At 70.4% G+C, this 22,270-nt stretch carries 16 protein-coding genes and 1 tRNA gene; 7 read left to right on the forward strand and 10 right to left on the reverse strand.

Annotated elements, in window-relative coordinates:
* The first annotated feature begins 27 nt into the window (after positions 1-27).
* Entirely contained in the window at positions 28-2,769 is a 2,742-nt protein-coding gene (gene ppc / locus ACWD4O_RS32120) for a phosphoenolpyruvate carboxylase (protein ID WP_451285264.1), read from the forward strand.
* Positions 2,770-2,852: 83 nt separating this feature from the next.
* Here the strand turns inward: ppc and ACWD4O_RS32125 are convergent, their stop codons facing one another.
* The 7 genes from ACWD4O_RS32125 to ACWD4O_RS32155 all read right to left on the reverse strand — a co-directional run bounded on the left by ACWD4O_RS32125 (position 2,853) and on the right by ACWD4O_RS32155 (position 8,563).
* Positions 2,853-3,380: a hypothetical protein gene (locus tag ACWD4O_RS32125; RefSeq protein WP_451285266.1), complete on the reverse strand. Its 528-nt coding sequence runs from the start codon at positions 3,378-3,380 to the stop codon at positions 2,853-2,855.
* A gap of 52 nt (positions 3,381-3,432) precedes the next feature.
* On the reverse strand, positions 3,433-4,035 hold the full coding sequence (gene pth, locus ACWD4O_RS32130) for an aminoacyl-tRNA hydrolase (protein ID WP_451285268.1): 603 nt from the start codon (positions 4,033-4,035) through the stop codon (positions 3,433-3,435).
* Positions 4,036-4,105: 70 nt separating this feature from the next.
* Positions 4,106-4,690: a 50S ribosomal protein L25/general stress protein Ctc gene (locus ACWD4O_RS32135; RefSeq protein WP_450949700.1), complete on the reverse strand. Its 585-nt coding sequence runs from the start codon at positions 4,688-4,690 to the stop codon at positions 4,106-4,108.
* Positions 4,691-4,938: 248 nt separating this feature from the next.
* Positions 4,939-5,913 carry a ribose-phosphate diphosphokinase gene (locus ACWD4O_RS32140; protein ID WP_351919439.1) on the reverse strand — a complete coding sequence of 325 codons (975 nt, stop codon included), beginning with the start codon at positions 5,911-5,913 and terminating at the stop codon, positions 4,939-4,941.
* 137 nt (positions 5,914-6,050) lie between these two features.
* Positions 6,051-7,499, reverse strand: a complete 1,449-nt coding sequence (gene glmU, locus ACWD4O_RS32145) for a bifunctional UDP-N-acetylglucosamine diphosphorylase/glucosamine-1-phosphate N-acetyltransferase GlmU (RefSeq protein ID WP_451285270.1) — start codon at positions 7,497-7,499, stop codon at positions 6,051-6,053.
* Positions 7,500-7,613: 114 nt separating this feature from the next.
* Positions 7,614-7,684, reverse strand: a tRNA-Gln gene (locus ACWD4O_RS32150).
* Positions 7,685-7,690: 6 nt separating this feature from the next.
* A complete protein-coding gene (locus ACWD4O_RS32155) occupies positions 7,691-8,563 on the reverse strand; it encodes a hypothetical protein (protein ID WP_451285272.1) in 873 nt (290 codons plus the stop codon).
* Positions 8,564-8,696: 133 nt separating this feature from the next.
* Here ACWD4O_RS32155 and ACWD4O_RS32160 point away from each other — a divergent pair, with 133 nt between their 5' ends.
* Positions 8,697-9,983 (forward strand): sensor histidine kinase, encoded by a 1,287-nt coding sequence (locus tag ACWD4O_RS32160; protein ID WP_451285273.1) that lies wholly within the window; start codon positions 8,697-8,699, stop codon positions 9,981-9,983.
* A gap of 97 nt (positions 9,984-10,080) precedes the next feature.
* Here ACWD4O_RS32160 and ACWD4O_RS32165 read toward each other — a convergent pair whose 3' ends face one another.
* Positions 10,081-10,575, reverse strand: a complete 495-nt coding sequence (locus ACWD4O_RS32165) for an SUKH-3 domain-containing protein (protein ID WP_451285275.1) — start codon at positions 10,573-10,575, stop codon at positions 10,081-10,083.
* A 159-nt stretch (positions 10,576-10,734) separates the two neighbouring features.
* Positions 10,735-11,328, reverse strand: coding sequence for a YwqJ-related putative deaminase (locus tag ACWD4O_RS32170; protein WP_451285277.1), 594 nt, complete (start codon positions 11,326-11,328; stop codon positions 10,735-10,737).
* A 306-nt stretch (positions 11,329-11,634) separates the two neighbouring features.
* Between ACWD4O_RS32170 and ACWD4O_RS32175 the strand changes: the two genes are divergently transcribed.
* The 3 genes from ACWD4O_RS32175 (at position 11,635) to ACWD4O_RS32185 (ending at position 16,703) form a co-directional block, all read left to right on the forward strand.
* Entirely contained in the window at positions 11,635-12,639 is a 1,005-nt protein-coding gene (locus ACWD4O_RS32175; RefSeq protein WP_451285279.1) for an SMI1/KNR4 family protein, read from the forward strand.
* Positions 12,640-12,647: 8 nt separating this feature from the next.
* On the forward strand, positions 12,648-15,539 hold the full coding sequence (locus ACWD4O_RS32180; RefSeq protein WP_451285281.1) for an SUKH-4 family immunity protein: 2,892 nt from the start codon (positions 12,648-12,650) through the stop codon (positions 15,537-15,539).
* A 279-nt stretch (positions 15,540-15,818) separates the two neighbouring features.
* Entirely contained in the window at positions 15,819-16,703 is an 885-nt protein-coding gene (locus tag ACWD4O_RS32185; protein ID WP_451285283.1) for a cellulose-binding protein, read from the forward strand.
* 171 nt (positions 16,704-16,874) lie between these two features.
* On the opposite strand, the gene ACWD4O_RS32190 is transcribed toward ACWD4O_RS32185, so the two are convergent.
* A complete protein-coding gene (locus tag ACWD4O_RS32190) occupies positions 16,875-18,392 on the reverse strand; it encodes an MFS transporter (RefSeq protein ID WP_451285285.1) in 1,518 nt (505 codons plus the stop codon).
* A gap of 419 nt (positions 18,393-18,811) precedes the next feature.
* Here ACWD4O_RS32190 and ACWD4O_RS32195 point away from each other — a divergent pair, with 419 nt between their 5' ends.
* Together ACWD4O_RS32195 and ACWD4O_RS32200 are read left to right on the forward strand one after the other, a co-directional pair.
* A complete protein-coding gene (locus tag ACWD4O_RS32195; protein WP_351918450.1) occupies positions 18,812-19,600 on the forward strand; it encodes an ABC transporter ATP-binding protein in 789 nt (262 codons plus the stop codon).
* On the forward strand, positions 19,597-22,176 hold the full coding sequence (locus ACWD4O_RS32200) for an ABC transporter permease (protein ID WP_451285287.1): 2,580 nt from the start codon (positions 19,597-19,599) through the stop codon (positions 22,174-22,176). The genes ACWD4O_RS32195 and ACWD4O_RS32200 overlap by 4 nt, the downstream gene beginning before the upstream one ends.
* Positions 22,177-22,270 lie beyond the last annotated feature (94 nt).

Below are 22,270 nucleotides of genomic sequence, written 5' to 3' on the forward strand. Positions count from 1 at the left end.
GCTTCAACACTGCAAGGAGCCGCACCTGTGAGCAGTGCCGACGACCATGGCCAGGCCACCACGACGACCAGCCCGGAGCTGCGCGCCGACATCCGCCGACTGGGTGACCTTCTGGGCGAGACCCTGGTCCGGCAGGAAGGCCCCGAACTCCTCGACCTCGTCGAGAAGGTCCGCCGCCTCACCCGAGAGGACGGCGAAGCCGCCGCCGAACTGCTGCGCGGCATCGAACTGGAGACCGCGGCCAAGCTGGTCCGCGCCTTCTCCACCTACTTCCACCTGGCCAACGTCACCGAACAGGTCCACCGCGGCCGCGAACTGCGCGAGCGCCGCGCCGCCGAAGGCGGCCTCCTCGCCCGCACCGCCGACCGCCTCAAGGACGCCGACCCCGAACACGTCCAGCAGACGGTCCGCCACCTCAACGTCCGCCCCGTGTTCACCGCGCACCCCACCGAAGCCGCACGCCGGTCGGTACTCAACAAGCTCCGGCGCATCGCCGCGCTCCTGGAGACCCCGGTCATCGCGTCCGACCGCCGCCGCTACGACACCCGCCTGGCGGAGAACATCGACCTCGTATGGCAGACGGACGAACTCCGCGTAGTGCGTCCCGAACCCGCCGACGAGGCCCGCAACGCCATCTACTACCTCGACGAACTCCACGCGGGCGCCGTCGGAGACGTCCTGGAGGACCTCACCGCCGAACTCGAGCGCGTCGGCGTGAAGCTCCCCGAGGACACCCGCCCCCTCACCTTCGGCACCTGGATCGGCGGCGACCGCGACGGCAACCCCAACGTCACCCCCCAGGTGACCTGGGACGTCCTCATCCTCCAGCACGAACACGGCATCAACGACGCCCTGGAGACCATCGACGAACTGCGCGGGTTCCTGTCGAACTCCATCCGCTACACCGGCGCCACCGAGGAACTCCTCGAGTCGTTGAAGAGCGACCTCGAACGACTGCCCGAGATCAGCCCCCGCTACAAGCGCCTCAACGCCGAAGAGCCCTACCGGCTCAAGGCCACCTGCATCCGGCAGAAGCTCGAGAACACCAAGCAGCGCCTCGCCAAGGGCACCCCCCACGAGCCCGGCCGCGACTACCTCGGCACGAGCCAGCTGCTGGCCGACCTCACGCTCATCCAGACCTCCCTGCGCGAACACCGCGGCGGCCTCTTCGCCGACGGCCGGATGAACCGCACCCTGCGCACCCTCGCCGCCTTCGGCCTCCAGCTCGCCACCATGGACGTCCGCGAACACGCCGACGCCCACCACCACGCCCTCGGTCAACTGTTCGACCGCCTCGGCGAGGAGTCCTGGCGATACGCGGACATGCCCCGCGACTACCGGACCAAGCTGCTCGCCAAGGAACTCCGCTCACGCAGGCCCCTCGCCCCCACCCCGGCACCCGTCGACGCAGCCGGCGAAAAGACCCTCGGCGTGTTCGGCACGATCAAGCGCGCCCTCGCCGTCTTCGGACCCGAGGTCATCGAGTCGTACATCATCTCGATGTGCCAGGGCGCCGACGACGTCTTCGCCGCAGCCGTCCTCGCCCGCGAAGCCGGACTCGTCGACCTCCACGCCGGCTGGGCCAAGATCGGCATCGTCCCCCTCCTGGAGACCACCGACGAGCTCAAGGCCGCCGACACCATCCTCGAGGACATGCTCTCCGACCCGTCCTACCGGCGCCTCGTAGCGCTGCGCGGCGACGTCCAGGAAGTCATGCTCGGCTACTCCGACTCCTCCAAGTTCGGCGGCATCACCACCAGCCAGTGGGAGATCCACCGCGCCCAGCGCCGCCTGCGCGACGTCGCCCACCGCTACGGCGTCCGCCTGCGCCTCTTCCACGGCCGCGGCGGCACCGTCGGCCGCGGCGGCGGCCCCTCCCACGACGCCATCCTCGCCCAGCCCTGGGGCACCCTGGAAGGCGAGATCAAGGTCACCGAACAGGGCGAGGTCATCTCCGACAAGTACCTCATCCCCTCCCTGGCCAGGGAAAACCTGGAACTCACCGTCGCCGCCACCCTCCAGGCCTCCGCCCTGCACACCGCACCCCGCCAGTCCGACGAAGCCCTCGCCCGCTGGGACGCCGCCATGGACGTCGTCTCGGACGCGGCCCACGCGGCCTACCGCGAACTCGTCGAGGACCCCGACCTGCCGACGTACTTCCTCGCCTCCACGCCGGTCGACCAGCTCGCCGACCTGCACCTGGGCTCGCGGCCCTCCCGCCGCCCCGGCTCGGGCGTCTCCCTCGACGGCCTGCGCGCCATCCCCTGGGTCTTCGGCTGGACCCAGTCCCGCCAGATCGTCCCCGGCTGGTACGGCGTCGGCTCCGGCCTCAGGGCACTGCGCGAAGCCGGCCTCGACACCGTCCTCGACGAGATGCACGGCCAGTGGCACTTCTTCCGCAACTTCATCTCCAACGTCGAGATGACCCTCGCCAAGACGGACCTGCGGATCGCCCAGCACTACGTCGACTCCCTGGTCCCCGACGACCTGAAGCACGTCTTCGACCGCATCAAGGCCGAACACGCCCTCACCGTCACCGAAGTCCTCAAGGTCACCGGCGAGAGCGAACTGCTCGACGCCACCCCCGTCCTCAAGCAGACCTTCACCATCCGCGACGCCTACCTCGACCCCATCTCCTACCTCCAGGTCACCCTCCTCAAGCGCCAGCGCGACGCAGCCGCCGCCGGCGCCGAACCCGACCCCCTCCTCGCCCGCGCCCTCCTCCTCACCGTCAACGGCGTGGCAGCAGGCCTGCGCAACACCGGCTGACCTGCACATACGGCCCTGCACATACGACAAAGGGCGCCCCCGAGCTCGAATGAACTCGGAGGCGCCCTTCGCCGTCGTCGGCCTCAGATCGTCACGAACGCCGCCGTCAACAACGCAACCCCGGACCCCGCCAGCACCCACCCCACCCGCACCCGACCCAGACCGCCCGCCACCACCACCGACGCCAACAACAACGCCCCACCGAACGGCACCCACGCATACAGCACCCCCGCCGGACCCGACCGCACCGCCTCGGCCCCGCCCGGCTTCAACACCACCGTGTACGTCCGCCCCTTCCGCACCGCCACCGACTTCTCGATCTCCACACGCGCGCGAGGCGTCGAACCCGCCGACAACGGCGCATACGGCCCCGTACACATCTGCGCACCGCACCGCGTCACCTCGACCGTGCCCTGCTCCCGCCCCTTCGTCAGCATCACGTGCTGCGCCGCGCCCCAGGAACCCCACACCCCCGCGACCAGAATCAGCACCGCGAGCACACCCATCGCCGCAAGCCGCCCATAACGCAACGCGACGACGGAACCCTTCCGGGAGGTCCTCCCCCGGCGGCGGTGGGAACGGACAGCTGTGGCAGGCATGGCCGGGATCATTGGCCATGCCCGAACGACCCGTCAACCTCAGCGAGGCTCCCCGCCGGATAAGTCAGGAGTTGTAGGTGCTTTGCGCCCGCTCCAGCCCCTCCAGCACCAACGCCTCCGCCCCGTCGGCCGCCCGGTCCACGAAGTAGTCCAGCTCCTTGCGCTCCGCTGCGGCGAAGTCCTTCAGCACGAAATCCGCCACCTGCATCCGCCCCGGCGGCCGCCCGATCCCGAACCGCACCCGGTGGTACTCCGCACCCATCGCCTTCGTCATCGACTTCAGACCGTTGTGCCCGTTGTCCCCGCCGCCCAGCTTCAGCCGCAGCACCCCGTAGTCGATGTCCAGCTCATCGTGCACCGCCACGATGTTCGCCAACGGCACCTTGTAGAACTCCCGCAACGCGTTCACCGGACCGCCCGACAGGTTCATGAACGACATCGGCTTCGCCAGCACCACCCGCCGGCTCCCCACCCCCGGCGGACCGATCCGACCCTCGACGACCTGCGCCTGAGCCTTCCCCGCCCGCTTGAACCTCCCACCCATCCGCTCCGCCAGCAGATCCGCCACCATGAAACCGACGTTGTGCCGGTTCATGGCGTACTCGGGGCCGGGATTGCCCAGGCCCACGATCAGCCAGGGCTCGTTGGCATCGGTCGTCACGTCCACATCTCCTTGACTGCACGCAGGCCGCCGCCTCCCGGAGGAAGCGGCGGCCGTTGGGTGAGGTGCCGGGGAATCAGGCCTCGGTGGTCTCGGCCTCGGACTCGGCCGGAGCCTCCTCCGCCTGAGCGGCCAGAACCTGCAGCACGACCGCGTCCTCGTCGATCGCCAGCGTGGTGCCCTCGGGCAGCGGGATGTCCTTGGCGAGGATGGCGGCGCCGGCCTCCAGGCCCGCGATCGAGACGGTGACCGACTCGGGGATGTGGGTGGCCTCGGCCTCGACCGTCAGCGTGCTCAGCACGTGCTCGAGCAGGAAGGCACCCGGGGCCAGCTCGCCCTCGGTGTGGACGTAGACCTCGACGTTGACCTTCTCGCCACGCTTCACGAGGAGGAGGTCGACGTGGTCCAGGAAGCCCTTGATCGCGTCACGCTGCACGGCCTTCGGGATCGCCAGCTGGGACTTGCCCTCGATCTCCAGGCTCAGCAGGACGTTCGGGGTACGCAGGGCGAGCTGCAGCTCGTGACCCGGCAGCGTGATGTGCAGCGGGTCGACACCGTGGCCGTACACCACGGCGGGAACCTTGCTGTCACGGCGGATACGGCGGGCAGCGCCCTTGCCGAACTCGGTACGGGTCTCGGCGGCGAGCTTGACCTCGGCCATGTTCACTCCTCGTAGAACGGGGGAAAGGTGGTCACCCGGCCAAACCATCGGCCTGCTACGAAGAGCGCGTCGATAACGGACAACCGCTTCCAGAAACGGAAACGGCCTCCCTCGCCGAGCAACTCCAGGAGTCTACTAGGCAAGAGAGGCCGCAGAAAAATCGATCAAGCAGAAACGCTAACGCCGAGTCGACACCCGTTGGCTCGACGCCGGCCGACTCACCGCTCGTCGACTCACCGCTCGTCGGCTCACTGCTCGTCGAACAGGCTCGTCACCGAACCGTCCTCGAACACCTCACGCACCGCGTTCGCGATCGTCGGCGCGATCGACAACACCGTGATCTTGTCCACCTCCAGCTCACCCGGCGTCGGCAACGTGTTCGTGAACACGAACTCACTCACCCGGGACGCCTTCAGCCGGTCCGCCGCCGGACCCGACAGCACACCGTGCGTCGCCGTCACGATGACATCCTCCGCACCGTGCGCGAACAACGCGTCGGCAGCGGCACAGATCGTGCCACCCGTGTCGATCATGTCGTCCACCAGGACACAGACCCGACCCTTGACCTCGCCCACGACCTCGTGGACCGTCACCTGGTTCGCCACGTCCTTGTCACGCCGCTTGTGCACGATCGCCAGCGGCGCACCCAGCCGGTCGCACCAACGGTCCGCGACCCGCACCCGGCCGGCGTCCGGCGAGACCACCGTCAGCTTCGACCGGTCCACCTTCGCACCCACGTAGTCCGCCAGCAGCGGCAGCGCGAACAGATGATCCACCGGACCGTCGAAGAAACCCTGGATCTGGTCCGTGTGCAGATCCACGGTCAGGATCCGGTGCGCACCCGCCGTCTTCATCAGATCCGCGATCAGCCGCGCCGAGATCGGCTCACGACCACGGTGCTTCTTGTCCTGCCGCGCATAACCGTAGAACGGCACGATCACCGTGATCGAACGAGCCGACGCCCGCTTCAGCGCATCGATCATGATCAACTGCTCCATGATCCACTGATTGATCGGAGCCGTGTGGCTCTGGATCACGAAGCAGTCGGCACCACGCGCCGACTCCTGGTAACGGACGTAGATCTCACCATTGGCGAAGTCGAAGGCCTTCGTCGGGACGACCCCGACACCCAGCTGGTGGGCGACCTCCTCGGCAAGCTCGGGGTGGGCGCGGCCGGAGAAGAACATCATCTTCTTCTCGCCGGTCGTCTTGATCCCGGTCACAGCACTGTCTCCTCAGAGGGTGTCTCAGCTGGGTGTCGAGCGACCGCTCGCCGCTGGGCGCGACAGAGCCGTCTCAGCTGGTGGGGTGCGGGTGTGCACTTATCACGGTACGCCGTCTTTGCCGCACCTGTTTTCGGTCAGCCTTCGCTTTCCGCCTGGCCGGAGGCCGTCTCGGCAGCCTTCGCCGCCGCACTGCCCGGACGCTTACGAGCCACCCAGCCCTCGATATTCCGCTGCTGACCACGGGCCACGGCCAGCGAACCGGGCGGCACATCCTTCGTGATCACGGACCCGGCGGCGGTGTACGCGCCGTCCCCGACCGTGACAGGAGCCACAAACATGTTGTCCGAACCGGTCCGGCAGTGCGACCCCACAGTCGTGTGGTGCTTGTCCTGACCGTCGTAGTTCACGAACACGCTCGCCGCACCGATGTTGGTGTACTCACCGATCGTCGCGTCACCGACATACGAGAGATGCGGCACCTTCGTGCCCTCGCCGATGGCGGCGTTCTTCGTCTCCACGTACGTGCCGATCTTGCCCTTCGCACCCAGCCGCGTACCGGGACGCAGATACGCATACGGGCCGACCGTCGCGTTCGCACCGATCAGCGCACTGTCCGAAACCGTGTTGTCGACCCGGGCCCCCGCACCGACCTTCGTGTCCTTCAGCCGACTGTTCGGACCCACCTCCGCACCCTCCCCGAGGTGCGTGGAGCCGTGCAACTGCGTGCCCGGGTGCACGACGGCGTCCTGCTCGAACGTGACCGTCACGTCCACCCAGGTCGTCGCCGGGTCGATCACCGTCACACCCGACAGCATGGCGGCCGTCAGCAGCCGGTCATTGAGAATCCGACGAGCCTCACTGAGCTGCACACGGTTGTTGATACCGGCGATCTCACGGTGATCCGCAGCCACCGAGGCGCCCACCCGGTGACCGGCCTCACGCAGGATGCCGAGCACGTCCGTGAGGTACTCCTCACCCTGGCTGTTGTCCGTCCGCACCTTCTTCAACGCGTCCGCCAGCAGCAGCCCGTCGAACGCGAACACCCCGGAGTTGATCTCCCGGATCGCCCGCTCCGCCTCGGTCGCGTCCTTGTGCTCGACGATGCCCGTCACGGCGCCGCTCGCCCCGTCCCGCACGATCCGGCCGTACCCGGTCGCGTCCGGCACCTCGGCGGTCAGCACGGTGACCGCGTTCCCGTCGCCCTGGTGAGTGGCGGCGAGCTGCGCGAGGGTCGCACCGGTGAGGAGGGGGGTGTCGCCGCACACGACGACCACGGTCCCGTCCACGCTCCCGCCGAGCGCCTCCAGCCCCATCCGGACGGCGTGCCCGGTGCCGTTCTGCTCCGCCTGCACGGCGGTGCGTACCTGCGGGTCGATCTCGTTCAGATGCGCGGTGACCTTCTCCCGCGCGTGCCCGACGACGACGACCAGGTTCTCGGGGTCCAACTCGCCGGCGGCGGCCAGCACATGACCCACGAGGGAGCGGCCGGAGATCTCATGCAGGACCTTCGGTATGGCCGACTTCATACGGGTTCCCTCACCCGCTGCGAGTACGACGACGGCTGCCGGGCGATTGGCGCTCACGGAAGTTGCCCTTCGGCTGTGGAGAGGTGGGGACATCCGAAGGATACCGGGGCGTTTCTTGGGCGACATGAGAGCGGGCCCTGACAGTGCTGTCAGGGCCCACCTTCACTTGGGCTCCCGGGGAAGGATTCGAACCTCCATAAGCGACACCAAAAGACGCTGTCCTGCCCTTAGACGACCCGGGATCGCCCTTATGTCCGGTTCGATAGGTCGTCCGGACGGACAGCCCCTACTATGCCGTACCAGGCCCCCTCAATGCGACGGTACAGATCGGCTCCTCGCCGCACTTTGATGCCGAGACACCCTTTGTAGTTGTCTCCCGTGTTCTTGCGCACGGTTGTCGGGTTGTGCTTCTTGAGGATGGTCTTGCCCATGGCTGACCTGTCGATGCCGACGAGGCCGGACCAGTAGCGCTCGGCCGCGGCGACGTCCGCGGACTCGTGAATCATGACGCGGCAGTGGAGTCGGTCCCGGCTTACCTCGAGAAGGTCCAGCCAGGCGAGGAAGACAGTGATCATTCCGGGGTCGCTGTTGACGAACTCCACACTCTCGCGGCGAGCGTGCGGTTTGTCCTTGGTGCCCTCTGCCCAGTAGAGAGCAACGCCGGTGAGGAACAGTTCGCGATCCGAGAGCGTCCCGATGGCTGCCGCCGCCTCCCACTTCGTAGCCTCGCGTTCTTGCTCGCGAGAGGCTCGAAGTCGCGCAAGTCCCGCGTTCATGCGCTCTCGTTGTTCTTCCGGCGTGCACTTGGGCTCCGGGTGCGGTAGGTCCCGCACCCAGAGCGACACCGAACTCTTCGAGCACCCCAGTTCCGCCTGGATCTGGTTGTACGTCCAGCCCTGCTGGCGTAGCTCCCGCGCCCTCTCGCGGAGGTCGTCCTTCGCTCGTGGGCGTTTCGTCCATTCCGGGGGTGGCTCGCCCTCGACGAGGCGCTGCAGGGTCTCCTTGTTGTGGACCTGAAGCTCGTCCCGGATTTGCCGAAGGCTCAAGCCCGCCCGTCGCAGTGCGACCGCTTGCTCTCGTAGTGCCTCGAAGTTCTCGTACTTGCCGGATGCATGTGTCATACGCATACCGTCCGGGCGGAATGCTTGGTTCCGGGCTCGAACGGTCCCTGTTCACCAGTTCGAGTGATATCGGTGGGATTCGGTCGGTGAAAGTCGCCGGAAAAGGCGGGGCTCGCGCCCGTAGGCTGGAGGCATGACCACGACGGGGGAAGAGGACACCGCGGCCCGGGGAGGGCCGCTGTGGTGGGCCAGGTGGCGCAGCGCGGCGTTCGACTGGAGTCTGGGGCTCGTGTCCGCCGTGGAGTGTGCGGTGGAGGGGGTCGAGTTCGCGCGGGACGCCGGGGTGCCGGTGGCGGCGGGGGTCGTGTTCGGTTTGGTCGCCGGTTCCGTGTTGGTGGTGCGGCGGCAGTGGCCCATCGCTGTGGTACTGGTGGCGATCGCGATCACGCCGGCCCAGATGGGGTTCCTGATGGGCATCGTCGGGCTGTACACGCTGGCGGCGTCCGAGCTGCCGCGGCGGATCATCGCGTCGCTGGCGGGGATGCAGCTGGTGGGGACGTTGATCGTGACGTTCGTGCAGGTGCGGCAGAGCATGAACCGGGGGACTTTGACCCTGGGGGACTGGTTCGTTCCGTTCGCCGCGATCACGACGTCGTTGGGGCTGACCGCGCCTCCGTTGCTGCTCGGGATGTATGTCGGCGCCCGGCGGCGGCTCATGGAGAGTCTGCGGGAGCGGGCGGACAGTCTGGAGCGGGAGTTGCAGTTGCTCGCGGAGCGGGCGGAGGAGCGGGCGGAGTGGGCGCGCAACGAGGAGCGGACGCGGATCGCGCGGGAGATGCATGACGTCGTCGCGCATCGGGTGAGTCTGATGGTGGTGCATGCGGCGGCGTTGCAGGCTGTTGCGCGGAAGGATCCTGAGAAGGCTGTGCGCAATGCGGTGTTGGTGGGGGACATGGGGCGGCAGGCGTTGACCGAGTTGCGGGAGATGCTCGGGGTGTTGCGCAGTGGTGGTGCGCGGGAGCGGGTGGCGGCGGCTTCGGTGCCGTTGGCGGCGGTGGCCGCGGTGGTGGTGGACGAGGGTGAGGGGCCGTGTCTGGCGGATCTGGACGAGTTGGTGGGGCAGTCGGCGGCTGCGGGGATGGTGGTGGAGTTGTCGGTGGACGGGGAGGTGCGGGCGTATGTGGGGGTGATCGAGCAGACGGCGTATCGGGTGGTGCAGGAGGCGCTGACGAACGTCCACAAGCATGCGGCGGGGGCGAAGACGCATGTGCGGTTGGCGCATCGGGTGGGGGAGATCGCGATGCAGGTGGAGAACGGGCCGCCGGCGGAGGTGGGGTCGGCGTCGTCGGCGGGGTTGCCGTCGGGGGGGAACGGGTTGGTGGGGATGAAGGAGCGGGTGGTGGCGTTGGGTGGGGTGTTTGTGTCGGGGCCGACGGAGGCGGGGGGTTTTCGGGTGTCGGCGGTGATTCCGGCGTCGTAGGGCCCGTGGAGGGGCTTGTACGGGACCCGGCGTAGGGACCTGCGGGGACCCGTGGAGGGGCCAGTGGAGGGGCCAGTGGAGGGGCCCGTGGGGTGGCTCAGCCTGCGGTGAGGCGTATGGGTTCGATGCCGGAGGTGAGCGCGCCGAGGGCCTGGTCGATGTCGGGGCCGAGGTACCAGTCGCCGGTGTGGTCGAGGGCGTAGACGCGGCCTTCGGCGTCGACGGCGAGGAGGGAGTGGATGTCGGTCTCGGTGCCGAGGGGGGCGACGTCGGTGTCGAGGGCGCGGCCGAGGTCGGCGAGGGTGCGGGCCATGTGGAGGCCGTGGAGGGGGTCGAGGTGGACGGTGGTGGGGGCGACCTGGCGGCCGGGGCCGGTGGGGGTGATGGTGAGTCCGCCGAATTCGGCCCACGCTTCGACGGCGGCGGGGAAGACGGCGTGGCGGTGGCCGGCGGGTGAGGTGTGTTCGCGGAGGGCGTCGGCCCAGATCTCGGCTTGTTTGATGTCCCAGCGTCCGGGTTGCCAGCCGGCGGCGCGCAGGGCGGCGTCGACGGGTACGGGGAAGCGCGTGGTGGAGGTGCGGTCGGGGTGCATCTGCCCTTCGTTCGTCGTGCTGTGTGCCTGGTGCTGCGTGTCTTGTGTGGGTGCTCGGTGCTCGGTGCTCGGCGCTCGTTCTCGGTGCCTGGTGCCTGGTGCCTGGTGCCTGGTGCCTGGTGTCGGGCGTCGGGCGTCGGGTGCCTGGCGTCGGGTGGGTCAGGCGGTTGTCGTGGCCGGGTCGACGATGCGGACGCCGAAGTGGTCGCTGAGGGCGGTGCAGGCGCGGCAGGGGGTGGCGAAGCTGCCGTGGAGGGGGTCGCCGTCCTCGCGGATGCGGCGGGTGGTGAGTTTGGCCTGTTTGAGGGTCTTGCGGGCTTCGCCGTTGGTCATGGGGCGGCGGGCGGCGCGTCTGCTGCGGTCGGCGTCGGCGGCGGCGATGTGGCGGGAGATGAGGAGTGCTTCGGCGCAGCGGCCGGTGAAGCGGTCGCGTTGGGCGCTGGTGAGGGTGTCGAGGAAGTCCTGGACGAGGGGGTGCAGCGGCGGGGGCTGGTCGCCGCGGGCGGCGGTGCCGGTGAGGGTGGCGCCGCGGACGGAGAGGGCGGCGGCGACGGTGGGCAGTATGCCGTCGCGGCGGTGGCGGAGGGTGGGGGTGTGGGTGGCTTCGGCGGCGGACCAGCCGATGCGGGGGTCGCCGGATCGGCCGGTGCCGTGGTCCGCGGTGGCGTGGTCGCCTGCGTGGTGGTCGCCCGGGCGGGCGTTGTACAGGTCGTCGGACCTGCTGGTGTGTGGCCCCGTCTGCGTCGCGTTCATGATCGTTTTCCCCTCCCGTGCATCCCCCGGAGGTCACAGGGTGCCAAACCGCGTGGCGGGTGCGGAAGCTGGGGCGGTGCGACACGCCCGGGTTTGGGCGGGCTGTCACGGCGGGGTGACGGCTGGTCACGGAACCGGAGGCCCGGTGACCGCCGTCGTCGTACCGCATAGGCTGTCGGCACCGTGGGCGCGCGGTTGACGCGCGTTGGAGATTGTTGGAGACAGTCGATACGGGCGTGGTGGGTCGGGACCGGAAGCGGAACCGACCGCTGCGGGCCGTACAGAGTGCCGCAGGGGGCAACCGCCATGACGACGAGTCGGCTCGGGCAGCAAGCCGCGCCGCCGAACGCGGCCTATGCCGGGCAGGTCGTGCATTTCCCGGATCCGGTCCGGGCGGCACGGCACCCGAGAGGTGTGCGGGTGGACGAGCGGGGCTACCCGGTTTTCTCGCCGTATGCGCGCGCGGTCGCGGAGATCGCGGATCCGCCGGAGGGTTTCGGCGTGGACGAGCTGCGGTTGACGGACTACGTGTCGGCGAACGCGGCGCTCGCGGCTACGGGTCACGAGCTGTGGGACACGGTGCCGGCGGTGGCGACTCCGCACGGCTGGACGTGGCATCACGTGGTGGGTTCGCGGCGGCTGGAGCTGGTTCCGGTCGAGGTGAAGGCGTTGCTGCGGCATCACGGTGGTGTGTCGACGGCTGTGGTGGATCAGTCGAAGCGTGGGACGCGGCCGTTGCAGGAGACGCGTCCGGCGCATTTCGGGCTGCCGAAGTCGGGTGTGGCGGTGACGGAGCAGCAGGTGCAGGGGGTCGAGGAGGACCTCGGGTATCGGCTGCCGGGTGCGTATCGGTCGTTCGTGAAGGCGGCGGGCGGTTGTGCGCCGGTGGGCGCGGCGTTGGTCGCGGAGCTGGGGCTGCTGGTGGACCAGCCGTTCTTCACGGTGCGGGACGAGGCCGCCGTGAACGACCTGGTGTATGTGAACAAGTGCCTGCGCGACCATCTGACGAAGGACTATCTGGGCGTCGCGTTCGTGCAGGGCGGGTTGCTGGCCGTGAAGGTGCGCGGTGAGCGCGCGGGTTCGGTGTGGTTCTGCTCGTACGACGATGTACGGGATGTGGACCCGGGCTGGTCGCCGGCCGAGCGTATGGAGCGGTTGTTGCTGCCGTGCGGTGAGGATTTCGACGTCTTCCTGTCGCGGTTGGCGGGTAATCCGCCGGAGTTGGAGACGGTGGCGAATCTGATGGTGGACGGCGGTTTCGCGCGGTCCGTTCCGGTGTCGTCCGGGTCGTCCGCGGGCGCGGGGGAGTGAGCTGACCGATGGTGACGTTCGCGCAGGCGCAGGAGCGCGCCGAAGAGTGGATCAACGGGGATGTGCCGGCGTACCAGCATCGTGAGGTGCGGGTGCGGGAGTTCGAGCTCGGGTTCGTGGTGTGGGCCGAGGACCGTGCGGAGGGGCCGCGTTCGGACGGCGGTGCGCATCGGCTGGTGATCGCCCGGGACAGCGGGGAGGCCACGCTGTGGCCTTCGGTGCCGGTGGGCGAGGTGATCCGCCGGTACGAGGAGGAGTACGGCCGTCCGGACGCCCCTGTCGACGCGGCGCCGGCGCCTGCGGCGCGGGTGGATCTGAATCAGACGTCGTTCCTGTTGTCGCCGCCGGAGTGGTTGCAGGAGGCGGCGGACAGGTTGGGCATCGAGGGTCGGCAGGGGGCTGGTTCGGGGAACGGGGCGGCCGCTTCGGGTGCGGGTGCGGGTGCAGGTGCAGCCGGTCCGAGGGTGGGCGCGGGTTCGGGAGTGGGCGCGGGTACGGGAGCGGGTGCTGGTTCGGGGGTGGGTTCCGCCGTCGGTGGGGGCGTGCCCGGTGGTGATCCTTCGCTGCCTCGGACGCAGGCCGGGGTGCCGCGGAGCGGGTTGCCCGAGACGCACGGCGGGGTGCCGGCCGCTCCCGCTGCGCCGCTGGGGGCGACTCCGTGGGCGGGGACGGACACCAACGGCGACTCCGGTGACGACCGTTCCGTGCCGCTGCCCGCGACCGTGTTCGCGCCGCCGCTGAGCGGCTCCGACGACGAGTCGGGACCGCCGACGGCAGCTCCGGACGCCAAGACGGCGCTGATGTCCGGCGGCAGCCAGCTTCCGCCGACCGCGGTCGCGCCCGTGCTCGACGGGACGGGTGCGCCCGTTCCGCAGGGGGCGCGGCCTCAGGCGACTCCGCCGCCCACACCTACGCCTACGCCGACTCCGCCGCCTGTTCCGGGTCCGGGTCCGAGTCCGACTCCGCCGCCTTCGCCTTCCGTTCCGTCCGTTCCGTCCGGTCCGTCCGGTGCGGTGGGGGCGTCGTACGGCTATCCGCAGGGCGCGGCGGCTTCGGCGCCGTCGGCCGGTCCGGGTGCGCCGTCGCGGCCGCTCGCGCCGAACGCCGGTGACATCGCCGACGCCGCGACCAGCAAGGCTGCGCCGCCTCCGCGTCGTAACCGAGGGGGAGGGGCCGCGCCGCCGCCTCCGCCGGGTGCGCCGGGAACTCCGGGCGCGCGGCCGGGCGGCACGCCTCCTCCGCCGCCTTCCGGGCCGGGGGCGCCGGGTACTCCGGCGGGCGGTTACGTGCCTACCCAGCTTGTGTCGGCCCTGGGGCCTGACGGGCCTGGCGTTCCGGCGGGTCCGGGTGTGCCTGCCGGGCCGAACCCGCCCGGGGGCACGCCTCCCGGTGGCGTTCACCATGCCGCGACCATGTTCGCCGATCCCGGCCGGATGGGTCCGGGCGGTCCGGGTGGACCGGGTGGACCGGGTACGGGTGGCGGGCCGCAGGCGCCGGGTGCGCCGGGTGCTCCCGGTGCGCCGAGCGCTCCGGGTGTGCCTCACGCGCCGGGCGCTCCGGGGATGCCGGGCGCTCCCGGTGCACCTCACGCGCCGGGTGCCCCTGGAGTTCCGGGAGCCCCGGGCGGGCCTGGCGCGCCCGGCGTGCAAGGCGTACAGGGCGTGCACGGCTCGGCGGGGGGCGCGCAGGGCGCCGTCCACCATGCGCAGACGATGCTGGCCGGGCCTCCGGCGGGCGGCCCGGGCGCACCTCCGCCGCCGCAGGCCCCCGGTGTTCCTGGTGTTCCCGGTGCGCCTGGTTTCCCGGGTGCTCCCGGTATGGCTCCGGGCGCTCCCCAGCCCCCGATGCCGCCGGGTGCGATGGCGCCGCCGGGTGGGCCCGTGCCGGGGCAGCCGCCGGCGTACGGGTATCCGCAGCAGCAGGGGTTGCCGACGGTCGGCCCGGGTTATCAGGCCGTGTTGCGCTATCGGGCGCAGGACGGCTCGGAGCAGCAGCTGATCCGGCGTTCGGCGCCGGGGACGCCGCACCCGGAGTGGCAGATCTTCCACGAGCTGCGGGCGATGAACGTGCCGCCGGACCAGGTGCTGGAGCTGCACACGGAGCTGGAGTCGTGTGAGCTGCCGGGTGCGTACTGTGCGCGGATGATCCGGGAGCAGTGGCCGCAGGCGCGGATCACGAGCATCGCGCCGTACGGCACGGATCACGCGAGCCGGCAGCAGGGCATGCACCAGTTGCTGGCGCACCAGGGCGAGTTGCACCAGGTGGCGGACGGGCCGGCGCGTCCGGCGCCGGTTCGGGCGCCGTTGCCGCAGGTGCAGTCGGCGCCGCCGGTTCCGCCGGAGGCGATCGGGCAGGAGCTGGCCGCGGTGTTCGGGCCGTCGGTGTTCCGGTTCGAGCAGGCGGCGGTGTCGCGGCAGGGTGTGCCGCCGGTGGTGGCGCACACGCTGGTGATGGCGGGCCTGCCCGCGGACATGGGGCCGTTCTTCTGGGCGCAGGCCCAGCCGGGGCGGGCCGTGCCGACGCTGGCCGAGCTGGCGGCGGAGCGGGGTGTGCAGCCGGCTTCGGACGCGGGGTCGTACCTCGTCATGGGCAGTGACTTCGGCAAGGCGATCTGTGTGCAGTACGGGACGGCGAACATCGTCGCCGTGCCGGTGGAGGCGGGGCCGGGCGGTGCGCCCGTGCCGCCGCAGTTCGTGAACACGGGGCTGCCGGAGTTCGCGCGCTGCCTGGCGTTGCTGGGGCGGATGTGGCGGCTGCGGTTCGGTCTGAACCAGGAGCAGGCGGGTCGCTGGACCGTCGACTTCCAGGCCCAGTTGGTCTCGCTCGACCCGGCGGCGCTCGGTTCGCCGGAGAGCTGGTGGTCGGTGCTGCTGGAGCAGATGTGGGACGGGCTGCTGTGACGGGCGGTCGCTGAAGTAGTTGAGGTAGCTGAGGTCGCTGGAGGTCGCTCAGGCGGAAGGGGCCGGGCCCGGTCGGAAGATCGGGCCCGGCCCCTTTGGTGTTCAGGTTCGGTGTTCAGGTCCTGTGTTCTGGGTGCGATCAGCAGGCGATCGATCCCTGTTCCGGGTTGACCGTGTCCTGTACGCGGAGTGTCGCGTTATGAACACTTACGCCCGATCCATCAAGATATGCGCGAAATCATCATGTCGTGTCCGTCTGGTGGCGAGGGGTTTTCAAGGATGAGCAGCGCATCGGTGTCACCGCCGGGGTTCGTGACCGTTCGCCGCGGCGGCTACCGGCCCGAACAGGTCGAGGCGTACACCGCCGCGCTCTGCGCCGATCGGGACGCCGCCTGGGAGCGGGCCGCCCGGCTCACCGTCCTCGCCAAGCGCATGGAGGCGGAGGTCGAGCGGTTGCGCGAGGTCGTGACACAGCTCGCGCCGCAGACGTACGACTGCCTGGGGGAGCGTGCACGGCGCATTCTTCAGCTCGCGCTGGAGGAGGCGGCGGACGTCCGCGAGAACACGCGGGGTGAAGCGCGAGAGCAGGTCGCGCAGGCAGAGACGTGCGCCCTCGGCGTACGCCGGGAGGCGCAGGAGGAGGCGGACACGCTCCGCGCGGAGTCCGAGGAACGCGCCCGTCAGCGGCTGCTCGCGGCGCGCGCCGAGGCCGACGAGGTCCGGGTCGGCGCCCGCCGCGAGGTGAAGGAGTATCGCGGCGAGGCGCTGGCCGCCCTGCGCGAGGTGCGGCAGCGCACCACCGGGATGCTCGCCGAGCAGGACAAGGAGCATGCCGAGCGGTGGACGGCGGCCGAGCGCGAGGCGGCCGAACGGGCCGCGGCCCTGGAGGCGCAGCACGCCCGGTCGGTGACCCGGGCCGAGGCGGCGCTGTCCGCGGCGAAGCAGACGTTCGCCGAGGCCGAGGAGTCGGCCCGCCGGGGCCAGGAGGACGCACACGCGCGTGCCGCCGAGATCCTGGCCGAGGCGCGCGCCCGGGAGGAGCACGCCGTGCGGGAGACGGAACGGGTCCTGCGGGAGCACGGCGAGCGCTGGGACGACGTACAGGCCCACATGGACCACGTACGCAACAGCCTGACCGCGCTCACGGGCCGAGCGGTCGAGTAGCCGCGGGGGCGGTGGAGCGGCCGGGCGGCCGGGCGGCCGGTGGAGCAGCGGGCAGGCCCGGTGGTCGGGATGCCCCGGCAGGCCCGGCAGGCCCGGCGCCCCGGTGGTCCTGTTGAGCCCGGCTGCCCCGGCTGCCCCGGCGGTCCTGGTGCTCCCGGTGGGCTCGGTGCCTCACTCCGTTCGTACCGGGAAGCGGCGTGGGGCCAGGAGGAGCAGGACGACGAACGCCAGGGCCGCCGCGCACGCCGCGCCCAGGTACACCGCGTGCACGGCGTCGGCGACCGCCCGGCGGGTCGCCTCGGCGGCGGCGCCGGTGTCCAGGTCGCGGGCGAGCGAGTCCAGGTCGCCCGCGCCGCCCAGGCGGGCGGCCAGCACCCCGTTGGCGACCGCGCCGAACACCGACGCGCCGATCGTCTGGCCCGTCTGCCGGCAGAACAGCACGGACGCGGTCGTCGTCCCGCGTTCCGACCAGCCGACCGTCGACTGCACGCCGACGAGCAGCGGGAGCTGGAAGAGGCCCAGCGCGGCGCCGAGCAGGAGCATCAGCAGGGTCGGCTGCCAGGCCTGGCCGGGGTAGGGCAGGAACGGGAACGCGAGCAGGATCAGCGTCGCCGTGCCGATGCCGAGCAGTGCGGTGTCGCGGAAGCCGATGCGCCGGTAGACGTGCTGGCTGAGGGCGGCGGAGAGCGGCCAGCTCAGCGTCCACACGGAGAGGACGAAGCCGGCGGTCACCGGCCCCAGCCCCAGGACCGCCTGGGCGTAGGTCGGCAGGAACACCGTCGGGGCCACCATCAGCAGACCCAGCGCGCCGAGCGCGAGGTTGACCGCGGCGATCGTCCGGCGGCGCCACACCCAGCCGGGGATGATCGGCTCCGCGGCCCGGCGTTCGATGACGACGACGAGGCCGGCCAGCGCCAGCCCCGCGGCGAACAGCGCGAGCGACGGTCCCGACAGCCACGGCCACGCCACCCCGCCCTGCACCAGCGCGGTCAGCAGCACCCCGCCGCACGCGAACACCGCCAGCGCGCCCGCCCAGTCGACACGCGCGCGTAGGCGCGATTTTCCTTCCGCCCCGCTGTCCGACTCCCGCTGCGGCTCGTGCAGATGACGGACGATCAGCCACAACGCGACCGCCCCGATGGGCAGGTTGACGAGGAAGATCCAGCGCCAGTCCGCGTAGGCGGCCAGCACTCCGCCCAGCCCGGGTCCGGCGACCGCGGAGAGCGCCCACACCGTGGACAGCTTCGCCTGGATCTTCGGGCGCTCCTTCAGCGGGTACAGGTCGGCGGCGAGCGTCTGCACGGTGCCCTGCAACGCTCCGCCGCCCAGGCCCTGCACGATGCGGAACGCGATGAGCGCCCCCATGTTCCAGGCGAGCGCGCACAGCAGCGAGCCGAGCAGGAAGAGGACGGCTCCGGCGACCAGCACCGGCTTGCGGCCGAAGGTGTCGGAGAGCTTGCCGTACACCGGCAGGGTGACGGTGACGGCGAGCAGGTAGCCGGAGAACAGCCAGGAGAAGACGGAGAACCCGCCCAGGTCGCCGACGATCTGCGGGACGGCCGTGGAGACGATGGTGGAGTCGAGCGCGGCCAGTGCCATGGCGAGCATGAGCGCGGCGACGACCGCTCCCCGCTTGTGCGTCTGCGTCGGCTGCGCGGTCCCGCGTGTCGCAGGTCTGGTGTCCCCCACGGATGCCCCTCCCCAGATGTTCTGTCGTCCCGTGTTCCGTGCCCCTTGCATGCAACTGCCGGAACTCAGCTTCCCACTTGACCCTCACGTCGCGGGAGGGTGGAGCCTGACCGGGTCGAAGGGTGGACACGACCCCGAGAGCGCCTCCACCTGACGGTGGACGGCCCCTAGGGGTCCCTCCGTACTACGGCTGGGGGAGGGTTCGTACCGTCGGAGGAGGAGAAGGCCCCGGGCCGCTCCTTAACCTGGCTTTATGCCGCTGGGGGGCGGCAGACGCACCGGCGGGGGGTGGGGTTAACCCCCCTGGAAGACGGGCCCGAGCACCAGCGCGCGGGACCCCCTTCCGCCGACAGACTCTTCGGCGTAGCGCTTCTCGCTATGCAGCTTCTGCTTCTGACCTTCTACTGAGGAGATTTACCGTGACTTCGGCTGTGACCATTCCCAGGCACGGGGGCACTGGAGGGCGTACGGCCGTCGCCGCGCGGGCGCGGCAGGTCGTCAAGGCGTACGGGTCCGGTGAGACCCGTGTCGTCGCCCTCGACCACGTCGACGTGGACATCGCCCGCGGCCAGTTCACCGCGATCATGGGCCCCTCGGGGTCCGGCAAGTCCACGCTGATGCACTGCCTCGCCGGTCTCGACACCGTCACGTCGGGAGAGATCTACCTCGACGAGACCGAGATCACCGGGCTGAAGGACAAGAAGCTCACGAAGCTGCGCCGGGACCGGATCGGCTTCATCTTCCAGGCGTTCAACCTGCTGCCCACGCTGAACGCGATAGAGAACATCACGCTGCCCATGGACATCGCCGGCCGTAAGCCGGACAAGGGCTGGCTGAACCAGGTGGTGGAGACCGTCGGCCTCAGTGACCGGCTCAAGCACCGTCCCACCCAGCTCTCGGGCGGTCAGCAGCAGCGGGTCGCCGTGGCCCGGGCCCTCGCCGCCCGCCCGGAGATCATCTTCGGGGACGAGCCGACCGGAAACCTCGACTCGCGCGCGGGCGCCGAGGTGCTGGGCTTCCTGCGCCGCTCGGTGGACGACCTGGGCCAGACCATCGTCATGGTCACGCACGACCCGGTGGCGGCCTCCTACGCGGACCGCGTGCTGTATCTCGCGGACGGCCGGATCGTCGACGAGATGTTCAAGCCGACTGCCGAGACCGTCCTCGACCGGATGAAGGACTTCGACGCGCGGGGGCGTACGTCATGACCGTCATGAAGACCTCCATGCGCAACTTCTTCGCGCACAAGGGACGGATGGCCCTGTCGGCCGTGGCGGTCCTGCTGTCGGTGGCGTTCGTCTGCGGGACGCTGGTGTTCACCGACACGATGAACACGACGTTCGACAAGCTCTTCGCCGCCACCTCCTCCGATGTGACGGTGAGCGCGAAGGGCGCCTCGGACACCGGTGAGACGACCTCCGAGAACGGCAGGCCGCCGGTCATGCAGGCCTCCGTGCTCGACGAGGTCCGCAAGGCGCAAGGGGTGAAGTCGGCGGAGGGGACCGTCTTCTCGACCTCCGTGACCGTCGTCGACGCCGACAAGGACAGCCTGTCGCCGTCCAGCGGCGCGCCCACCATCGTCGGCAGCTGGAACGGCAACGACGCCCGCACCATGAAGATCACCGAGGGCGCGGCCCCCAAGGGCTCCGACCAGATCATGGTGGACGAGGACACCGCCGACAAGCATCACCTGAAGCTCGGCGACGAGATCGGCGTGATCAGCGCGATCGGCACGCACACCGCGAAGATCTCCGGCATCGCCGCCTTCCAGGTCACCAACCCCGGCGCCGCGATCTTCTACCTGGACACGAGGACCGCCCAGGAGGCACTGGTCGGCCGGCCGAATGTCTTCACGAACGTGAACGTCACGGCCGCGTCCGGCGTGAGCGACGCGCAGCTCAAGACGAACGTCGTGGCCGAGGTCGGCGCCGACTACAAGGTGCAGACCGCCAAGGAGACCGCCGACGCCAACGCCTCGGACGTGGGCGGCTTCCTGGACGTCATGAAGTACGCGATGCTCGGCTTCGCCGGGATCGCCTTCCTCGTCGGCATCTTCCTGATCATCAACACCTTCTCGATGCTGGTCGCCCAGCGCACCCGCGAGATCGGCCTGATGCGGGCCATCGGCTCCAGCCGCAAGCAGGTCAACCGGTCGGTTCTCGTGGAGGCCCTGCTCCTGGGCGTGGTCGGCTCGGTCCTCGGCGTCGGCGCGGGCGTCGGCATCGCGATCGGCCTGATGAAACTCATGAGCCTGACCGGCATGAACCTCTCCACGGACGATCTGACGGTCGCCTGGACCACCCCGGTGATCGGCATGATCCTCGGCATCGTCGTCACCGTGCTGGCGGCCTACCTGCCGGCCCGCCGCGCCGGCAAGGTCTCCCCGATGGCCGCGCTGCGCGACGCGGGCGCCCCGGCCGACGCCAAGGCCGGCGCCGTACGGGCCGTCCTCGGCCTGCTGCTGACCGGCGGCGGCGCCTTCGGCCTCTACCTCGCCTCCACCGCCGACAAGGCCGCCGAGGGCTCGCTGTGGCTCGGCCTGGGCGTGGTGCTCAGCCTGATCGGCTTCGTCGTGATCGGCCCGCTGCTGGCGGGCGCGGTGGTCCGGGTGCTGGGCGCGCTCGTCCTGCGGGCCTTCGGACCCGTCGGACGGATGGCGGAGCGCAACGCGCTGCGCAACCCGCGCCGGACCGGCGCCACGGGCGCGGCCCTGATGATCGGCCTCGCGCTGGTCGCCTGCCTGTCGGTGGTCGGCTCCTCCATGGTCGCCTCGGCCACCGAAGAGCTCGACAAGAGCGTCGGCACGGACTTCATCATCCAGAGCGACAGCGGCCAGCTCATGACCCCGCAGGCGGTGCAGGCCATCAAGGCGACGCCGGGCCTGGCGCGGGTCACCGAGTACAAGCCGACCGAGGCCGACTTCACCACCCCCGACGGCAAGACGCTCGACAAGACGTCGATCACCGCCGCCGACCCGAGCTACGCGACCGACCTGCGCACCGAGACGGTCGCCGGCAACCTCGCCGACGCCTACAAGCCCGACTCGATGTCCGTCCACGAGAAGTTCGCCGAGGACCACAAGATCGTCCTCGGCTCCAAGATCTCCGTGGCCTTCCGGGACGGCTCCACCGCGCGGCTGACGGTCCGGGCGATCACCAGCAGTGACGTCGTCATCGACCAGCACGCGATGTACACCTCCATCGACACCCTGAAGAAGTACGTCCCGGCCGACAAGATGCCGCTGGACGCGCTGGTCTTCGCGACCGCGAAGGAGGGACAGCAGGACGCCGCGTACACATCGGTCAAGGCCGCACTCCACGACTATCCGCAGTACACGGTCCGCGACCAGACCGACTACAAGCAGGAGCTCAAGGACCAGATCGGCCAGCTGCTGAACCTGATCTACGGCCTGCTCGCCCTCGCGATCATCGTCGCGGTCCTGGGCGTGGTGAACACCCTGGCCCTGTCGGTGGTGGAGCGCACCAGGGAGATCGGCCTGATGCGGGCGATCGGCCTCTCCCGCCGTCAGCTGCGCCGCATGATCCGCATGGAGTCGGTCGTCATCGCCCTCTTCGGCGCCCTGCTGGGCCTCGGCCTGGGCATGGGCTGGGGCGCCACCGCCCAGCAACTCCTCGCCCTGCAGGGCCTGGACGTCCTCGACATCCCGTGGCCGACGATCATCGGCGTGTTCATCGGCTCCGCGTTCGTGGGCCTGTTCGCGGCACTGATCCCGGCGTTCCGCGCGGGCCGCATGAACGTGCTCAACGCGATCGCCACGGACTGACCACATCCCACGGGGGCAACGGCCCGGCATCGAGAAGGACGGGGGTCTTCTCGGTGCCGGGCCGGTTGTGTGCGCCGGCCCGGACCCCCGGCCC

This window comes from Streptomyces sp. NPDC002623 (genome assembly GCF_053592635.1).